Here is a 17,169-nt window from a genome sequence, read left to right as displayed (position 1 = left end):
GAGTCGCGGGGGGCGGAGGGGCCGTCACCGTCTGCTTGTAGCCCGCCTCCAGCGAGGCGTTGAAGTCCTTGTCCCCCGACGCCGCCAGGCCCTCCACCTTGCTCGTGATGAACGCGCCGATGCGCATGAACGGCATCGTCATCGCTTCCCAGAGCGACACCGGCTGGCGGATGACCTGCGTGACGATGGCGTCGTGCTCCTTGCCATCCACGTCGTAGAACACGCCGCGCTTGCCCACGACGAGGTCCGTGCTGCGGCCGGAGGTGACAGGCACCGCCACCTCGTAGCCGTCCGCGCCGTCCTTGGGCATCACCTTCACGTAGAGGATGCAGGTGGTGCCCTGCCCCGTCAGCGCCGAGTGCGACGCGCGATCCGTCACCAGCACCGACAGCGTGTACTTGCGCCCGCCCAGGATGAGCGTGCCCTTCTCCATCAGCGCGCGCATCCGGGGCAGATACAGGCTGGGCATGCTGATGAAGTTGTTGGCGAACAACAGCAGCCAGCGCTGGTACAGCACCAGCCGCTCCAGCTCCGCGATGACGTCCAGCGTGTCCTTGAGCGACAGGTCCTCGCGGCTCGCGGACTCCAGCGCGTCCAGCGCCTCGTCCGACACCGTGGCCAGCGTGTCCGCCACCGCGTGCAGCGCGCTGGTGTCCTTCTTCGCCTGCCAACCGAGGATGGCCTCCGCCCTCGCGGACAGATCCCGCCACGCGGTGTCCGTCAGCTTCACGCCGTCGCCCAGGAGCGGCGTCGCCACCTCCTGGTGGAAGGCCTCCAGCCGCTCGTAGCCGGGGCCGCGGTACAGCTTCGCCCACACCAGCACGCCCGACGGATCCGGCGCCGCGATGGGCAACTCGCCCGCGGCCTTCCCCATCGCGCCCAGGTCGCCGAGCGCCCCTTCCACCCGCTCCGCGCGCAGGCGCAGGCTGGCGGCGGCTTCCGGTTGCGCGGCCACCAGCCGGCACTGCACGAAGTAGCCCTCCAGCAGCGGCGCGACCTCGTGGACGCGCTTCGCCTGCTCCAGGCTCGTCGCGCCCCAGGTGAACACCGCGTCGCGTCCGGCCAGGTGCGCCAGCAGCGCGGCCCGCTCCGTGCGGAAGCGCTGCACCAGCTCGACGTTCACCCCCACCAGGCCCGCGCGGTTCGTCACCGCCGGGAAGGCCGCGATGATGGCCTGCGCCAGGGGCCGCAGCTGCTCCGGCAGCGACGCGGGCGCGATGATGCCGTCCCCGTTCTTGCCCGCGTCGCGCAGCGCCTTGTCGCTCGTCCGCAGCTGCTCCAGCGACAGGCGCGTGGTGTCCGTCGCCTGGAGCGTGCGCAGCACCAGCTCCGCCGCACCCTGCAGCTTGCTGGCCGTGGGCGAGAGCGCGGAGAGCTCCAGCACGTCGCTGCCCGCGTCCGCGCCCTTGCGGTCCGTCAGCCGTGCCGCCGTCCAGTCCACCGCGCCCCGCAGCTCCTCCACGCGGATGCGGTGGTTGCCGTCCGCGTCCATCAGCGCGAGGAAGCGCGGATCACACGCGATGCCCTCCAGCGGACACGCGAGCGCCATCCACTGCGTCGCGGGGATGCGCACCGCTTCGGTGAGCGTGTTGAAGTCGGGGATGTCGACCTGGAGCGAACCACCGTAACGGCGATAGACGAGTTGTGGCATTCGGCGGGGGAAGACAGCACACCCGCCCCGCGTGTGCACGCCTCAACCCCCTGTCCGTGAAAGAAGGCGGAAGGGACGTCTGCCCCTGCCGCCCCCTGGGTCCCGCGCTACTGCGGCGACGCGACGGCGGTGTACACGCCGGGGTTCTGCCCCTGGCCGATGATGTAGACGGCACGCGCGTCGTCCTTGCCCGCGAAGTACGTCGGCACCTGCACGCCCTGGTCGAGCGTCTTCCGCGCGCCCGTCTTCACGTCGTAGACGGCCACGTCGTAGGTGTCCGAGTCCATGCGCGCATACGTCGCCAGCACGCGGGCCCCGTCGTTGGAGATCTTGTAGCTGAAGATGCCCTGCAGCCACGTCTTCGCCTCGGCCTGCCGCTGCTCCAGGTCCAGCGCCTTGAAGTCACACGCGCGACCGTTGCGGATGCAGTTGGTGCGGAACACCACCGCGCTGTTGTTCGGCGCGAACCCATAGCCGAACACGCCCGGCTGCACCTTCTCCGCCTTCTCCTGCCCCAGCGCGTACAGCATCAGGTCCACGGAGAACACAGGCTTCACGAAGCGGGACAGGAACGCCACGTAGCGGCTGTCCGAACCCCACACGAAGTTGGGCACCCGGGTCCCCACGCGCTTGGGCGCGCCGTCCGGCAGCGACGCCACGGTCATCGCGCCCGCGCGCGACGGCTGGTCGTACTTCTCCAGGAAGCCCACCGCCTTCGAGTCCGGCGCGAACGCCATCTCCTCCACCTGCTCGCCCACCTTGCGCCCCGGCCCACCGGAAGCAGGGCCCACGTACAGGTCGCCCAGCAGCTCCGGCTTGCCGTTCTCCGTGCGCGCCAGCCACTGGCCGTCCGGAGAGAAGCCGAACACCTTCGTCCCCACCGCGAGCCGCTGGCCCTTCAGCGCCGGCACCTCCGCGAGGAACAGGTCGTACATGCCGCGCACGGCCTCGCTGCGCACCTGGTACGCCACGCGCTTGCCGTCCGACGACACCTCGTAGTCGCCCACCTGATCCGCCAGCTTCCGCGGCGGCTCGTTGACGCCCACCGTCACCGCCGCCAGCCCGCCCGCGGCCGACAGCCGGCGCTTGAAGAGCAGCGTCTTGCCGTCCGGCGTGAACTGCGCGGTGCTCACCTCCGCCGCCACGTCCTGGAACGGCCCCTCCGGCAGCTTGCCCAGCTTCAGCACGCCGCCGTCGACGAAGGCCACGTTCGCGCCGTCCGGGCTGGGCAGCAGGTAGCTCACCGCCGAGCCCAGCTTCACCGGCTCCGCCGCCGCGTCCGTCAGCGCCAGCGCATGCAGCTCGCCCGACTGCGAGGCCGGGTTGTAGCCCGTCACGTACAGCAGGTGCCGGGAGTCCGAGGAGAACAGCAGGCTGCCCGGCACGTTCGTCACGCCGTCGCCCAGCTCGCGCGGCTTCCCGCCCGCCACCGGCACCACGTACAGCGAGCCCACCAGCATCTGCGGCGGGATGCCGTCCAGCCGGGGCTTCTGGCCGTTGAGCAGGTACGTGGCGAACTGCCCGTCCGGAGACAGGCGCAGGTCCGCCGCGCGCCCCGCCGCGAGCTGCTGCCCCTGCCCGCCCACCACCGCCTTGCCCTTCGCCGCGCTGCGGACCGTGTCGTCCTTCGCGGCGCTGCGCTGGGACGGCGCCTCGGCTCCGTCCTCGCCCTTCTTGCACCCCAGCACCGCCAGCAGGGCCACGAGGCCCACCATCCCAGGTCGCTTCATGCGCTCCTCTGTTCTTCCGTCGGGTCCGTCGCTTGCGGGGCGCCCGTGTCGGAGACGCCCGCGTGTGGCAGCCACGCCGCCAGGTCCTGCTTCGCCCGCGCCGAGTAGGCCGCGCGCTTGTCCGCCTTCTTCATCCGCCCCGACAAGGGCGGGAACAGGCCGTAGATGACGTTGGTGGGCTGGTGCGGGTGGTCCGGCGGGTGCGCCTCCCCCGTGACGTGCCGGTACAGCGAGCCCAGCGCCGTCGTCGCCGGAGGCGGCACGAACGCGGTTCCGGTCAGGCGCGCATGCACCGCCAGCGCCACCAGGTAGCCGCACGCCGCACTCTCCACGTAGCCCTCCACGCCCGTCACCTGCCCCGCGAAGAACACCCGCCGCTCCGTCTTCAGCGACAGGTCCTCCGCCAGCAGGCGCGGCGAGTCGATGAACGTGTTGCGGTGGATCTGCCCCATCCGCAGGAACTCCGCGTTCTGGAGGCCCGGGATGCACGCCATGAAGATGCGCTTCTGCTCGCCCCACGTCAGGCGCGTCTGGAAGCCCACCATGTTCCACGCCGTGCCCGCCTTGTCCTCCATGCGCAGTTGCACCACCGCGTACGGGTCCTTCCCCGTGCGCGGATCCTTCAGGCCCACCGGCTTGAGCGGCCCGAACGCCAGCGTGTCGTCCCCGCGCTCCGCCATCACTTCAATGGGCAGACACCCTTCGAAGTACTTCGGTTCCTCGAAGCTGTGCGGAACGAGCTTCTGGCCCGCCTTCACCTCGTTCACGAAGCGGTAGTACTCGTCCCGATTCATCGGCAGGTTGAGGTAGTCGTCCCCGCCGCCCTTGCCGTAGCGGCTCTGGCGGAACGCCACGTCCATGTCGATGGAGTCCCCGGACAGGATGGGCGCGATGGAGTCGTAGAAGTAGAGCTTCGTGCCCACGTGGCGCTCCAGCTCCGCCGTGAGCGCGTCCGACGTCAGCGGCCCCGTCGCCACCACCACCACGCCGTCCTCCGGAAGCCGCTCCACCTCGCCCGCCACCACCTCCACGCCCGCGCCGGACTGGAGCCGCGTGGTGATCTCCCGCGAGAAGCCCTCGCGCTCCACCGCCAGCGCGTCGCCCGCGGGCACGCGGTGCAGGTCCGCGCTGGAAAGCACCAGCGAGCCCAGCGCGCGCAGCTCCGCGTGCAGCAGGCCAATGGCGCTCTCCGGGTTGTCCGAGCGCAGCGAGTTGCTGCACACCAGCTCCGCGAGCGCGTCCGACTTGTGCGCCGGCGATCGCTTGTGCGGCTTCATCTCCCGCAGCACCACCGGCACGCCGCGCCGCGCGAGCTGGTACGCGCACTCGGTCCCCGCCAGCCCCCCGCCAATCACCGTCACCCGCTGCTTCACGTCCGACATGCAACCTCCCAAGCCCGGTACTTCCGGGGCCCCGGTGCCAGGGCGACCACCGCGCCCCTGTTAGCAGGAAGGCCGCGCCCTTTCCCAGCCGCGAACGCAGCCCGTCAACCCCGCGTCTTCTTTTCGTTTCCAGGGGGCTTCCCACACGGGCCATGCCCGCCCGTCTGCCCTGCGTCCCGCCAGACGTGCGCAGAAGGCAGGCGAGGTTTCCCCACCTGGGATCCAACCCTAGGTTTCTCGCGGTCTTCGCTCCGGGACGCCACATCTTCCTTCCGGACAGCGAGCGCCGTTCAACCGTGAACCGGGATGGGAGTGACGCCGCCATGAGCCGAACCAACGATCTGCTGAGGATCCGTGAGCTTCTCCAGAAGCGCCGCAAGACGACCGAGGATGCCCAGTCGGGCGCTCGCCGGGAGCTGGCCGCGCTGAAGGACCAGGAGCGCGATCCCGAGTACGAGGAGCAGGCCCAGGCGGAGCTGGCGGACTACACCCTGTCCACGCTGATTGAAGCCCAGCGCCGGGAGATCATGCTCATCGACGCCGCGCTGCGACGCATGGACACGGACGTGTTCGGCGAGTGCGTGGACTGCGGCAACGAGATCTCGCTGGACCGGCTGGAGGCCATGCCCTTCGCCATCCGCTGCGAGGAGGACGCCGCCCTCCACGAGCAGGAGACGCGAGACGCCGCGCGGCACGTGGGCAGCCTGTCCCTCTAGCGAAAACACCAGGCCCTCCCCCGTGCGTCCATCCCGCGCGGGGGAGTCGTGCGTCCTGGCGACGGGAGGCCTACTCCGCGTCGCGCTGGAGCACGATGAAGCGGTAGTTCTCCAGCTCGTTCTGGCCCGCCGTGTAGAGCACGGTGATGAGCAGGTCGTACGGCACCATCTTGTCCGCGATGACGGACAGCTCGTGGCTGAACGGCGCCGCCGGGTTGCGCTTGGCGATGAACTTGAGCTTGTCCACTTCCTTCTTCAGCTGAGCATCCAGCCCCAGCACCAGCCGTCCCTGGAGCTGCGCGGGCGGGATGCGACCGTCCTTCAGCCGCACCACCTCGCGGTCCCCCACGAGGATGTTCTTGGGGGTGATGGTGATGGCCACCGTGTCCTTCGGCGTCGCGCGCGTGGAGGACACCGGCGGACGCACGTCCTCGGACGCGGTGATGGCCGCGGAGGACGACGCGAAGGACTTCAGGAGGAACACCAGGATGATGGTCATCATGTCCATCATCGCGGTGATGTTGAGCTCCTTCACCTCCGTGGCGGCCTCGCGCTCCTTGCGCTTCTTGCGCGTGAGGGCACGGCGGTAGCGCATGCGCGCGAGCTGCTCGGCTTCGGCGGCGGTCGGGGGCGCGGGTTCGGACATGGCTACAGGGTGCCCAGGGTGACGTCGGGGAACAGCAGCTTGCGCTCGGTGGGGCCCGGCGTCTCGCGCAGGGCATCCATCGTCTGGATCAGCGCGTCGTAGGGGATGTCCGGATCCGCCACGACGATGACCTTCGTCTCCTGCGGAAACGCCGCCTTGAGCTTCACCATGCGCGCGTTGAGCGCCGCGTAGTCATGGGTGCCGTCCGCGCGCACCGGCACGGTGGGAGCCCCGAGCGCGAACGGCGTGGCGTCCTCGCTGTTGCCCCGGACGTAGAGCCCCTTCTGGGAGATGAGCACCGACAGCATCAGCTTGGGCGCGTCCGCGTCCGCCTGGCCCGCGCTGGCGGCGGCCCCGCCGTACGCGGGCGCGTTCACGTTGAGCGCGCCGAAGGCCGTGAGGCCGGTAATCGACAGCAGCATGAAGATGATGAGGTTCATGAGGATGTCGAGGTACGGGACGATGTTCAGCTCGCCCCCCTCTTCCTCTTCCCTCGGCTTCAGCTTGCGGCGGGAGTAGTAGAACGCCATTCAGTTATCCGGAGGCTGGCGTGGACTACGAGGCCGCCCGGACGTCGTCGTCCGCCGGAACCACTTCCAGCGAGCCGCGCCGCGACAGCAGGTTCTCCAGCTTCAGCGCGTTGAGCTCCACGCTCTCCACCATGTTCTTCGCGAAGGTGCTGAAGAACAGGTGCGCCACGATGCAGAGCACCGCGATGGAGAGGCCGAAGCCCGTGTTGTACATGGCCTCCGAGATGCCGTTGGAGAGCAGCGCCTGCTTCTGCTCCGCCGGCACGTTGCCCAGCGCGCGGAAGGTGCCGATGAGGCCCACGATGGTGCCGACGAGGCCCACCAGCGTCGCGATGTTCGCGAGCGACCACAGCCACTGCACCCGGCGGGACACGTGCGGCGTGTACTCCGCCAGCGCCTCCTCCACGGCCTTGGCCACTTCCAGCTCGCCGCGGTTCGCGTTGATGAGCCCCGCGCGGATGACGCGGGCCAGCGGCGAGCGCGGCGCCATGCCGCAGAACTTCACCGCGCGGTCCAGGTTGCCGCTGCGGACCATCTTGTGGACCTGTTCGATGAACGCGGCCGCGTTGAGCCGGTAGCGGAACAGCAGCGTCACCGCGCGCTCCCCGATGACGGCCACCGAGGCGGCCAGCCAGAACAGGTTCACGAACATGAACGGACCGCCGGCCTTGAACGCGCCGACGATGAAATCCCCCAGACCTCCGGAGGAAGCATGGCCGGCCGCGGGAGCTGCCTCGGCCAACACCATGCTCAGCAACTCGTTCACGGGGGGAGTCATCGCGGATTGCGTCCTTTCGCTACCCCCCGCGCGCACCCCTGCCAGGAACAGGCAGGGGCGTGCGATCACGGGCCGGGAGCAATCCGGACTTGTAGGACTTCGCCGCCGAGGGTGTCAAGCCAGGGGGGGCAAGCCACCCCCCTGGAATGACTGGGGTTTCCGCTCAGCTCACCGAAGAAGCCGGGGGGGCGACCGCTCCTCCGGCGGCTCCAGCGAGCGCCTCCGGGGCAGCCCCGGAGGAGCCCTGCGCAGAGCCCTCCGCGGCGACGCCGGGCAGGCCCTGCTCCACCACCTCGCGGCGGTAGTCGCATTCCTTGTTCGGGCAGGCGATGTAGGCGCCATCCCGCTTGGAGTACTTCTGCAGCAGGTACGGCGACGCGCACTGCGGGCACGCCTCCGCGAGCGGCCGGTCCCACGCGGCGAACTTGCACTCCGGATACCGGTTGCAGCCGAAGAAGATCTTCCCGCGGCCGCTGCGGCGCTCGGTGAGGTAGCCCACCTTGCACTCCGGGCACGACACGCCGATGGAGATGGGCTTGGACGTCTTGCAGTCCGGGTAGCCCGAGCACGCCATGAAGCGCCCGAACCGGCCGCGCTTGATCACCATGGGCTTCGCGCACTTCTCGCACTTCTCGTCCGTGGTCTCCTCCTCCACGATGACGATCTTGCCTTCGGCGTCCCGCTTGAAGTCCTTGGTGTTCTTGCAGTCGGGGTAGTTCGAGCAGGCGAGGAAGTGGCCCATCTTCCCGAACTTGATGACGAACGGGTTGCCGCACTTCTCGCACGCGATGTCGGTCTTGATCTCCTCGCGCTTGACGTCGCGCATCTCCGCTTCGGCCTTCTCCAGGGTCTCCTTGAAGGGCCCGTAGAAGTCGTGGAGGACGGTCTTCCAGCTCGCGCCGCCTTCGGAGATCTGGTCGAGCTTCTCCTCCATGCTGGCCGTGAACGTCACGTCCAGCTCATGGGGGAAGTGCTTCACCAGGAGTTCGTTGGTCATCTGCCCCAGGTCCGTGGGACGGAAGCGGCTCTCCAGCTTCTCCACGTACTTCTTGTCCTGGATGTTGGAGAGGATGGCCGCGTACGTGGACGGACGTCCGATGCCGCGCTCCTCCAGCTCCTTCACCAGCGTGGCCTCGCTGAAGCGCGGGGGCGGCTGGGTGAAGTGCTGCTCGTTGAGCAGCTTGTGCAGGGCCAGCACCTCGCCCTCGTTGAGGGGCGGCAATTCTCCCACCACGTCCTCGGCGCCCTCTTCACCGGCGGCCTTGGCCTTGTCGCGCTCGGACTCCTCTTCCGGCGTGAGGCCGGCGCCGTAGACGCCCAGGTAGCCGGGGAACTTCAGGGTGCTGCCGGACGCGCGGAAGGTGGCGCGGCCCGCGGTGATGTCCGCGGCCGTCTGGTCATACACGGCGGGCTTCATCTGGCACGCGACGAAGCGGTTCCAGATGAGCTCGTACAGCCGGAACATGTCCGACTCGTCCATCGCGTCGAAGAAGGGACGCACGCGCTCGGGCGGGTACTCCAGCGACGTGGGCCGGATGGCCTCGTGCGCGTCCTGGGCGCTCTTGCGGCTCTTGTAGACCATGGGCTCCGGCGGGAGGTAGTCCGCGCCGTACTTCTGCCCGATGAACTCACGCACCTGCGTCACGGCGTCGTCCGACAGACGCGTGGAGTCCGTGCGCATGTACGTGATGAGCGCCGTCTGGCCCTCCTCACCCAGCGGCACGCCTTCGTACAGCTTCTGCGCCAGCGTCATCGTCTTCTTGGCGGTGAAGTGCAGCCGGTTCGCCGCCTCCTGCTGGAGCTTGGAGGTGATGAAGGGCGCGGGCGCGTTGCGGCGGCGCTCCTTGCGGTCCACCTTGGTCACGGTGAAGGGCGCGTCCTTCAGCTCCGCGACGAGCCCGTCCGTGGTGGCGCGGTCCTTCAGCTCCACCTTCTTGCCGTCCACGCGGGACAGCTTCGCCTTGAAGGGCGGCGGCCCCTGCGGGCCCTGCACCAGCGCGTCCAGCGTCCAGTACTCCTCGGGCGTGAAGGCCTTGATCTCCGCCTCGCGCTCCACGATGAGGCGCACCGCCACGGACTGCACGCGGCCGGCGGACAGGCCGCGGCGGATCTTCTTCCAGAGCAGCGGCGAGATTTGATAGCCGACGAGCCGGTCCAGGATGCGCCGGGTCTGCTGCGAGTCGTAGTTGTCCTGGTTGAGCTCGCGCGGATTGGCGATGGCTTCCTGCACCGCCTTCTTGGTGATCTCGTTGAAGGTCACCCGGAGGGAGTCCGGGTGGGCCAGCTCCTCCTTGATGTGCCAGGCGATGGCCTCGCCCTCGCGGTCGGGGTCCGTCGCGAGGAACACGCGGTCCACCGTCCTGGCCGTCTTCTTCAGCTCGTTGAGGACCTTCTCCTTGCCCTTGATGACCGTGTACTCGGGCTTGAAGTCGTCCTCCACGTCGACGCCGATCTTGCTCTTGGGCAGATCCTTCACGTGCCCCACGGATGCCTTCACCGTGTAGCCAGAGCCCAGGTACTTCTTGATCGTCTTGGCCTTGGCGGGCGACTCCACCACCACCAGGTAGTGCGGGCCCTTGCCACGGCGCTCGGGGACTTCCTCCTCCGCGTCGGCATCCGCGTCCACGGTGGGCAAGTCCTCGCCGGCCGCGCCACGGCGGCGGGCCGCCGTCTTCTTCTTGGCCGAGGCCTTCTTCGCCGCCGTCTTCTTCTTGGCGGGCGCCTTCTTGGCCGCTGGCTTCTTGGAAGCCGCCTTCTTGGGCGTCTCCTCCGTCGCCGCTTCCGTCTGCGCCGCCTGTGTCTTCTTCCGCGTGGCCATGGCTCTCCTACCTCGGACTGCCTTCAAACCTTCTCGTACCGTTTACCCGGGTGCTGGACCACCAGCCCCGACAATTCCAACTCCACCAGGGCGCTCGTGAGCGCGGCGGGGGACAGCGGGCTGCCGGCGAGCACCTCGTCAAAAGACCGGGGAACCCTGTCCAACAGCCCATACGCCCCGCGCGCTTCCACCGACAGCGCCTCCCACCAACCTCCTTCACGCCCCGCGGGCACCGCCCGGCCGGGATGAACGCCCACCACCGCGCAGATCGCTTCGGCGGACGTGCATGCCCGGGCCCGTCCGTCCGCCAGCAGGGCGTTGCACCCCGCCGCCGCTGGCTGCCAGACGTCCCCGGGAAGGGCGAACACCGGACGGCCCTGCGCCCGGGCCGCGTCCGCCGTGTACAGGCTCCCGGACTCCAGCCCGGCCCGCATCACCAGCACCGCGTCCGACGCCCCAGCGATGAGTCGGTTGCGCCGGGGGAAGGTCGTCGTGCTCGCCCGGACCCCGGGCGGCAGCTCGCTGAAGAACACCCCGCCCCGCTCTAGGAAGTGGGGCAGCAGGCGGGCCTGGGCCGGGTCCAGCTGGTCCAGGGCCGAACCCAGGAAGGCCCACGTCTCCCCACCTGCATCCAGCGCGCCCCAATGGCACGCCCGGTCCACGCCCTCCGCCGCACCCGACACCACACCCACGCCCGCCTCCGAGACCTTCCGGGCGAACGTGCGCGCGAACGGCAGGAAGCCCTGGTCGGGGTGGCGGCTGCCCACCATCGCCAGCCGTCGCCGGGGCGGTCCGGGCTCTCCCCGGTAGAACAGGAGCGGGGGCGCGTCCTCCAGCCCCACCAACCGGGCGGGATGGGCCGGCGCGCCCGCGAAGGCCACCCGGATGCCCGCCACGGCGCAGGCGGACTCCACCTGCGAGGCCACGTCATCCAGCGCCGCGACGGTCGCCAGGCGCTGGCGGACGGCGGTGGGGACCGGAACGTCGGACACCCAGTCCCGCACGGGGGTGGACGCGAGGCGGGACAGGTCCCCTCCGGCGAACGCACGCACGGCCGCCAACGTCCGGGTCCCCAGGCCAGGGACGGCCCAGAGCGCCAGGCAGGCGCGGTGTTCTCCGGTGAGTGTGCCCGTGTCGGTGTCTGCCATACCCGTCCCCCGCCTGTTTCCCACCTATATAGAGGTGGACCCGGGAGGGGCGTGACACATAACACCGGACCATCGGTGGTCAAGCGGCCCGCCCATCCGCGGCGGGCCGGAATGCAGCTTTCCTGCCGCTTCCGAGCCCGGGGCTAGCGGCTGGCGGTGGGGGCTCCGTCCTTGCGCATGGTGGCGCGGTCGCCCGCGGAGACCTCCACCAGGGACCGGGTGAGGATGCAGTTGGAGGTCCGCTCGCGCACCTCGGTGACCATGCACTGGGCGACACCCTCCCACGGGTAGGCGCCCTGCTTGCTCTTGCCCACATCGCCCATCCGGACGTCGCTGCGGCCGAGCACGTCGAGGCTGGGGTCGCCCTTGCGCTCGATGGTGAAGACGTTGCCCACCTGGACGCCGTCCGCGGTGCCGCGGTCCACGACGATGAAGTGGTGCTCACCCAGCAGCGTCTGGCCCGGCGTCATCGGCGTCAGCACGTAGCCGGGGATCTCCTTGGCGTTGGGCTTGGGCGAGACGCGCTCCGACAGCCGCTCGCTGGACGGGCCCACGTAGTTGCCGCGCTCGATGGGGTCCCACGTCTCCGTGATGCGCGCGGTGACCACGTCGTTGTTGATGGCGATGACCTGCACCGTGCCCAGGAGCTCCGTGAGGAACCCGGCGCGGGCGCCCGTCACCGGGTGCTTCACCGGCTCCACGGTGTGGAAGATGACGTAGCGGTCCCCCACCTTGGCGCCCCCGCGCTTCTTGAAGCGCAGGTAGACCTTCTCCGGGGCCGACAGCATCAGCGCCTCGGAGGAGGAGCCTTCGATGCGGCCCGCCTCGTCCAGCTCCTTCGCCGTCACGAAGCCCTTGGTCGTCACGGGCCGCGAGGTGGACGGGTCGTAGCCGATCTTCCCCACCACCGACACCAGGCTGCCGCCGCTCACGTCCTGGGGCGCCTGCACGTCGTCGGAGGGCAGGTCACCCGCCTCCACGCGCGAGGGCACCTCTTCGCCGCCCGGGAAGAACTTCACGTTGTTGCCCGGGTAGATCCAGTGCGGGTTGGCGATCTGCGGGTTGTAGGACCAGACCTTGGGCCAGTACCAGGGGCTGCCCAGGTAGCGCTGGGACAGGTCCCACAGCGTGTCTCCGCCCTCCACGGTGTGCACCTGGCCGGGAGCGCTCTCGCGGCCCTGGGGAGCGCCGGGCGGGAGCGTGACGGAGGTGGGCCGCTCGGCGGCGTCGTCGGAGATGTCCTGCCCTTCCGTCTCCGGACTGGCCTGCTGCGGTTCCTCCTCTTGCGCGTCCTGCTGCTGGGCATGGGCCGTCCACGCCGGCGCGACGGCGAGGGGCACGAGCAGAGAGGCGAGGATCCGGGAGCGCATCGGACGACGTCCTTTCACGAAAGGGGCTTACGGCGAGAGCGCGGCGAGCCGCTGCTCCGCCTGCGTGGCGGCGGCCGTCCCCGGGAACTGGGTGACGACGCGAGTATAGAGGGCCCGGGCATCCACGGCCTGATTCAGCCGCACCCGGCACTCCGCGAGCCGGAGCATGCCGTCCAGGATGGCATCCCCGGCGGGGTAGGTCTTGATGAGCCGTTCGAACGTCTTCGCGGCGCTGGTCGGATCCTGGAGGCCCATCTGCCCCAGACCGGTGAAGTACAGCGCGTTGTCCGCGCGCGGGTGGCGGGGGTTCGCTTCCGCGAAGCGCGTGAGCTGATCCACGCCCCCCTCCACGTTGCCGGTGCGCAGGAGCGACACGGCGTGCTCGTACTCGGCTTCGAGGATGGCCGGATCCTTGTCCGGCACCCCGTCCGAGCGGGTCTGGGACGCCGGGGCGCCGCCCGACGAGCCCTCCGCCGGGCTGATGAACATCTCCATCTGGTCCGGATCCGGCTCCACCACCGGCACCGCCGTGGCGATGCGCGGGGCGGGCTCCTTCTTCGGCTTGAGCCGCACCACCGCCAGCTCCGCCGGGGCCAGCCCCAGCGCCTCGTCGCTGGCGTCTTCCTCCGACTTCGGCTTCGGGATCAGCGAAGCGGGCGTGGACGCGGGCGAGGCCACGTTCCGGGCGCGGGAGACGGCGTCGCGGTTCTCCAGCCGCTCCAGGCGCTCCACCAGCGTCGCCTGGGAGGCGCGCAGCGTGCGCACCTCCGCTTCCAGCCGCCCCACCTCCGCCTGGGAGGCGGCGGTGGTGGCGCAGGCGGTCGGCGCGCACAGCGCCACGGCGGCAAACAGGCGGAAGAAGAAGGGGCGCACCGGCACGAGCCTGGACGGAGGGGATTCCGCGTCGAGGATAGGAAGGCCGGTCGGAGACCGTCAAGAAAACGGCCGGTCTTGCAGGGGGACGCTAGAAGCGGTGTAGCACGAAATTGAGATGCCGGCCGGTGAGCCCCGCGTCCCGCCGGTGCGAGAAGAACCGCTCAGGCTCACACGCCGTACAAGCCTGTAGCACGTCCACGTGCTCCGGCTTGAGGCCCGCCTTCACCAGCGACGCCCTCACCGCGCGAGGCAGGTCCAGGTGGGGTTTGACGCCTTCGCGCACCACGTCCGGGCCGAAGCGCGCGCGGAAGCGGTCGCCCAGCTCCGGCGACACCTCGTAGCAGCACGCCTGGATGCACGGCCCCACCGCCGCGAGCAGTCGCTCCGGCCGCGAGCCCCGCGCCGCCAGCGCCTCCACCGCGCGGGCGCTGATCTCCAGGTCCGTGCCCTTCCAACCCGAGTGCACCGCCGCCACCCGGCGCCCCTCCGGATCCACCAGCAGCACCGGCACGCAGTCCGCGGTGCCCACCGCCACCCAGGTCCCCTCCCCTTGCGTCCACAGCGCGTCCGCCTCGCCGCGCGTCGGGCGCAGCTCGTCGTCCGCCTCACCCCGCGCTTCCAGCACCACGTCGCCGTGCACCTGGGACACCCGGCACAGCGCGCCCAGCTTCGCGCCCGCCGCCCGCGCCAGCCGCCCGTGGTTCTCCTCCACGCGCGAGCGCTCGTCGCCCACGGAGAACCCCAGGTTCAGCGACGCGTACGGCCCCTCCGACACGCCCCCCGCCCGGGTGGCGAAGCCGTGCGGCACCGGCAGCAGCGAGGACGTGAGGAATTCGGGCGTGGACCGGGTCGCGGACATGTGGGGGCATCTCTCCCTGGGCCGGGCCACGGGCGCAGCCGCTGAAAACGGGAACTCACTGGGTAACAGCAGCCTGGTTTCAATATTTCGACGTGAGTACGTTTGACAGGCCGTGTCACGCCGCTGACAATTTCTGGACACTCCGACACGCGGACAGGACGCGTGGGCCGGAGCAGACTGCGCCCCGCACATGGCCCTGGGTTCCGAGACGATTGGCAGGAAGCTCCTCTGGAGCATTGGCCTGCCAGGGTTGGTGGTGGCGTTGCTGGGCGTGGGGCACTTCTCGCGGGAGACGCGACAGGCGGTCCACGAGGGCACCCACCTGGAGGCGCTGGCGCTGGCGGAGTTCGTGGCCTCCACCTTCATCCTGCCGCAGGCGCCGGGCGCCGCGCCGCACGCGGCGGTGGCGGACGTGCTGGCGTCGGACACGCGGCTGTTCCGCTCCGTGGAGGACCTGCGGGTGCTGATGCCGAACGGGCGCATCCGGTGGAGCCGGCGCCCGGCCGAACAGGGCCATCCGCACCCGGAGGCCGAGCGGCTGTCGGCGACGGGGCCGGAGACGGCGCGCTCCAGCGAGAATGGCACGGAGGTGGTGCGCCCCCTGGGCGGCCCCGAGTGCTCCGGCTGTCATCCCAGCGAGGCCGCGCAGCGCATGGGCGTGTTGCAGGTGCGCCTGGGCCAGCCCGCGATGCACCGTCAGTTGCAGACGGTGTTCCGGGACGCGCTGGGGGCGATGGTGCTCTTCGTCGGCATCCTGGCGCTCGTCACGTGGCTGAGCCTGCGCTTCGTGCTCACGCGCCCGCTCAAGCGGCTGAGCGAGGCCATGGGGCGCGCGGAGTCCGGCGACCTGCTGGTGCGCGCGGACGCCCGGGGCACGGACGAGATCTCGCGGCTGGGCGCGGCCTTCAACCAGATGCTCGCGCGGCTCACCTCCATGAAGGTGGAGGAGATCGACACGCACCGCGACCTGGAGCTGGTGAAGGAGAAGCTGGCGCTCAAGGACGAGCTGGAGGAGCGCCTGCGGGAGCTGTCGCTGCTGTTCGACGTGGCGCGCTCGCTCAACACCACGTTGGAGCTGGACGAGCTGCTCTCGCGCATCACCCGCCTGGTGGTGGAGCGGCTGCACATCCCCGACTTCTCCATCATGCTCCTCAACGAGGAGGGCATGCTGGAGGTGAAGCACGCCTGGCCGCAGGACCGGGGCCTGGAGGGCCACATCTTCGCCGTGGGCGAGGGCGCGTGCGGACGGGCCGCCCAGTCGCGCAAGGCGGTGTACCTGCCGGACCTCGCCGACAGCACCAGCATCTTCACCCGGCGCGGCCTGCGCGGCACGGAGCAGGGCTCGCTCTTGTCCGTGCCCATGGTGCACGCGGAGACGCTGCTCGGCGTGATCAACTTCCAGCGGCAGGAGACGGCCTCGTTCTCCGGGGAGGAGATTGAGCTCTTCACGGCGGTGGCGGATCAGGCCGCCACGGCGGTGACGAACGCGCGGCTGCACGCGGAGACGGTGAAGCTCACGCTGACGGACGCGCTCACGGGCGTGCCCAACCGCCGTCACCTCTTCCAGCGGTTGGACCTGGAGCTGGCGCGGGCCCAGCGCTTCGGCGTGCCGCTGGCGCTGCTGATGGTGGACGTGGACCACTTCAAGCGGCTCAACGACCTGGCCGGACACCGGGCCGGCGACGAGACACTGCGCCGCGTCTCCGACGTGCTGCGCACCCGCGCGCGCAAGGTGGACACGCTGGGGCGCTACGGCGGCGAGGAGTTCGTGCTCCTGCTGCCCCAGGTCTCCAAGGCGACCGCCTTCGAGGTCGCGGAGACGCTGCGCCGCGCGGTGGCGGAGGCCGTCATGCTGAACCGGCCAGGCCTGCCCGGCGGGCACGTCACCGTGTCCATCGGCGTGTCGCACTACCCCACGGACGCCACCACGCAGGAGGCGCTCGTCGACTGCGCGGACTCGGCGCTCTATTGCAGCAAGCGCACGGGCCGCAACCGGGTGACGGCCTTCGAGGCCGGCATGGAGATGCACCCCGGCCGCGAGCGCAGCATCACCGCGCCACCCACCGACGCGCCCACCACGCCCCCGGCCCCGGCGGGCATCGCCAAGGCGTGAGGCGCTGCAAGCCGGCGCTCAGCGCTGGATGAGCGTGCGGACCACGGGCAGCATCAGGTCCGCCCACTCGTCGTAGCCCGCGGCGGACGGGTGGAAGCCATCCCCGCAGAAGAAGTCCGGCCGCCGGGGGATCATCTCGCGGCTGGCGGTGAAGAGGTCCACGAGGTGGAGCCCGTGCGAGCGGGCCACCGTGGCGATGGCGTCGTTGAAGGGCTCGATGCGCCCTTCGTACAGGGCGCTCGGCACCAGCTTCGCCACCGGCGCGAGCGCCATGTCCGCCAGGTTCACCACCACCATGGACGCGCCGGTCTGCTTCAGGCGGCGGGCGATGCGGTCCAGGTCGTCCTGGAACTCCGCCACCTCGGTGCCTCGCCAGAGGTCGTTGGTGCCCACGCCCAGGGTGATGAGCGTGGGCTGCAACGCGACGACGCGCTTGAGGGCGTGGTTGACGACGTCGCGGATGCGCGCCCCGCTCTGCCCCAGGTTGGTGTGGCCCACGGGGAGGCCGCCCTGCCGGAGGCGCGAGGCGAGCCGGTCGGGATAGCCCCCGCC

Annotated in this window: 14 protein-coding genes; 2 read left to right on the top strand and 12 right to left on the bottom strand. The window is 70.4% G+C overall.

Annotation, left to right across the window (positions count from 1 at the left end; genetic code table 11):
- The 3 genes from D7V93_RS17350 to trmFO all read right to left on the bottom strand — a co-directional run.
- Window positions 1-1,651: kinesin (locus D7V93_RS17350; protein WP_120644465.1), on the bottom strand; the 1,651-nt coding region annotated here is incomplete at its 3' end.
- A gap of 107 nt (window positions 1,652-1,758) precedes the next feature.
- A complete protein-coding gene (locus tag D7V93_RS17345; protein ID WP_120644464.1) occupies window positions 1,759-3,381 on the bottom strand; it encodes a gliding motility protein in 1,623 nt (540 codons plus the stop codon).
- Window positions 3,378-4,763, bottom strand: a complete 1,386-nt coding sequence (gene trmFO / locus D7V93_RS17340; protein WP_120644463.1) for a methylenetetrahydrofolate--tRNA-(uracil(54)-C(5))-methyltransferase (FADH(2)-oxidizing) TrmFO — start codon at window positions 4,761-4,763, stop codon at window positions 3,378-3,380. Before trmFO ends, D7V93_RS17345 begins: the two co-directional genes overlap by 4 nt.
- Before the next feature lie 323 nt (window positions 4,764-5,086).
- On the opposite strand from trmFO, the gene D7V93_RS17335 reads away from it, so the two are divergent.
- Window positions 5,087-5,479, top strand: a complete 393-nt coding sequence (locus D7V93_RS17335; protein ID WP_120644462.1) for a TraR/DksA family transcriptional regulator — start codon at window positions 5,087-5,089, stop codon at window positions 5,477-5,479.
- Between the two features lie 70 nt (window positions 5,480-5,549).
- Here the strand turns inward: D7V93_RS17335 and D7V93_RS17330 are convergent, their stop codons facing one another.
- The 8 genes from D7V93_RS17330 to pgeF all read right to left on the bottom strand — a co-directional run bounded on the left by D7V93_RS17330 (window position 5,550) and on the right by pgeF (window position 14,504).
- Complete coding sequence (locus D7V93_RS17330) at window positions 5,550-6,125, bottom strand: ExbD/TolR family protein (RefSeq protein ID WP_120644461.1); 576 nt, start codon at window positions 6,123-6,125, stop codon at window positions 5,550-5,552.
- A 2-nt stretch (window positions 6,126-6,127) separates the two neighbouring features.
- Window positions 6,128-6,655: an ExbD/TolR family protein gene (locus D7V93_RS17325; protein ID WP_120644460.1), complete on the bottom strand. Its 528-nt coding sequence runs from the start codon at window positions 6,653-6,655 to the stop codon at window positions 6,128-6,130.
- 25 nt (window positions 6,656-6,680) lie between these two features.
- Window positions 6,681-7,433 carry a MotA/TolQ/ExbB proton channel family protein gene (locus D7V93_RS17320; RefSeq protein WP_120644459.1) on the bottom strand — a complete coding sequence of 251 codons (753 nt, stop codon included), beginning with the start codon at window positions 7,431-7,433 and terminating at the stop codon, window positions 6,681-6,683.
- 163 nt (window positions 7,434-7,596) lie between these two features.
- Complete coding sequence (topA, locus tag D7V93_RS17315; RefSeq protein ID WP_120644458.1) at window positions 7,597-10,251, bottom strand: type I DNA topoisomerase; 2,655 nt, start codon at window positions 10,249-10,251, stop codon at window positions 7,597-7,599.
- Window positions 10,252-10,274: 23 nt separating this feature from the next.
- Window positions 10,275-11,399: a DNA-processing protein DprA gene (locus tag D7V93_RS17310; RefSeq protein ID WP_120644457.1), complete on the bottom strand. Its 1,125-nt coding sequence runs from the start codon at window positions 11,397-11,399 to the stop codon at window positions 10,275-10,277.
- A gap of 143 nt (window positions 11,400-11,542) precedes the next feature.
- A complete protein-coding gene (locus D7V93_RS17305; protein ID WP_120644456.1) occupies window positions 11,543-12,769 on the bottom strand; it encodes a LysM peptidoglycan-binding domain-containing protein in 1,227 nt (408 codons plus the stop codon).
- Window positions 12,770-12,796: 27 nt separating this feature from the next.
- A complete protein-coding gene (locus tag D7V93_RS17300) occupies window positions 12,797-13,648 on the bottom strand; it encodes a tetratricopeptide repeat protein (RefSeq protein WP_372338325.1) in 852 nt (283 codons plus the stop codon).
- A gap of 85 nt (window positions 13,649-13,733) precedes the next feature.
- A complete protein-coding gene (gene pgeF, locus D7V93_RS17295; protein WP_120644455.1) occupies window positions 13,734-14,504 on the bottom strand; it encodes a peptidoglycan editing factor PgeF in 771 nt (256 codons plus the stop codon).
- A 190-nt stretch (window positions 14,505-14,694) separates the two neighbouring features.
- Here pgeF and D7V93_RS17290 point away from each other — a divergent pair, with 190 nt between their 5' ends.
- Window positions 14,695-16,617 (top strand): GGDEF domain-containing protein, encoded by a 1,923-nt coding sequence (locus D7V93_RS17290; protein WP_120644454.1) that lies wholly within the window; start codon window positions 14,695-14,697, stop codon window positions 16,615-16,617.
- An 18-nt stretch (window positions 16,618-16,635) separates the two neighbouring features.
- Here the strand turns inward: D7V93_RS17290 and D7V93_RS17285 are convergent.
- Window positions 16,636-17,169 (bottom strand): SGNH/GDSL hydrolase family protein (locus tag D7V93_RS17285; RefSeq protein WP_147451207.1); only part of this gene is annotated, 534 nt, incomplete at its 5' end.

Origin of the sequence: Corallococcus llansteffanensis (genome assembly GCF_003612055.1) — a bacterium.
Lineage (GTDB): Bacteria > Myxococcota > Myxococcia > Myxococcales > Myxococcaceae > Corallococcus > Corallococcus llansteffanensis.
Note: the sequence above shows the minus strand (reverse complement) of the source record. Positions and strands in the feature narration are given on the sequence as shown.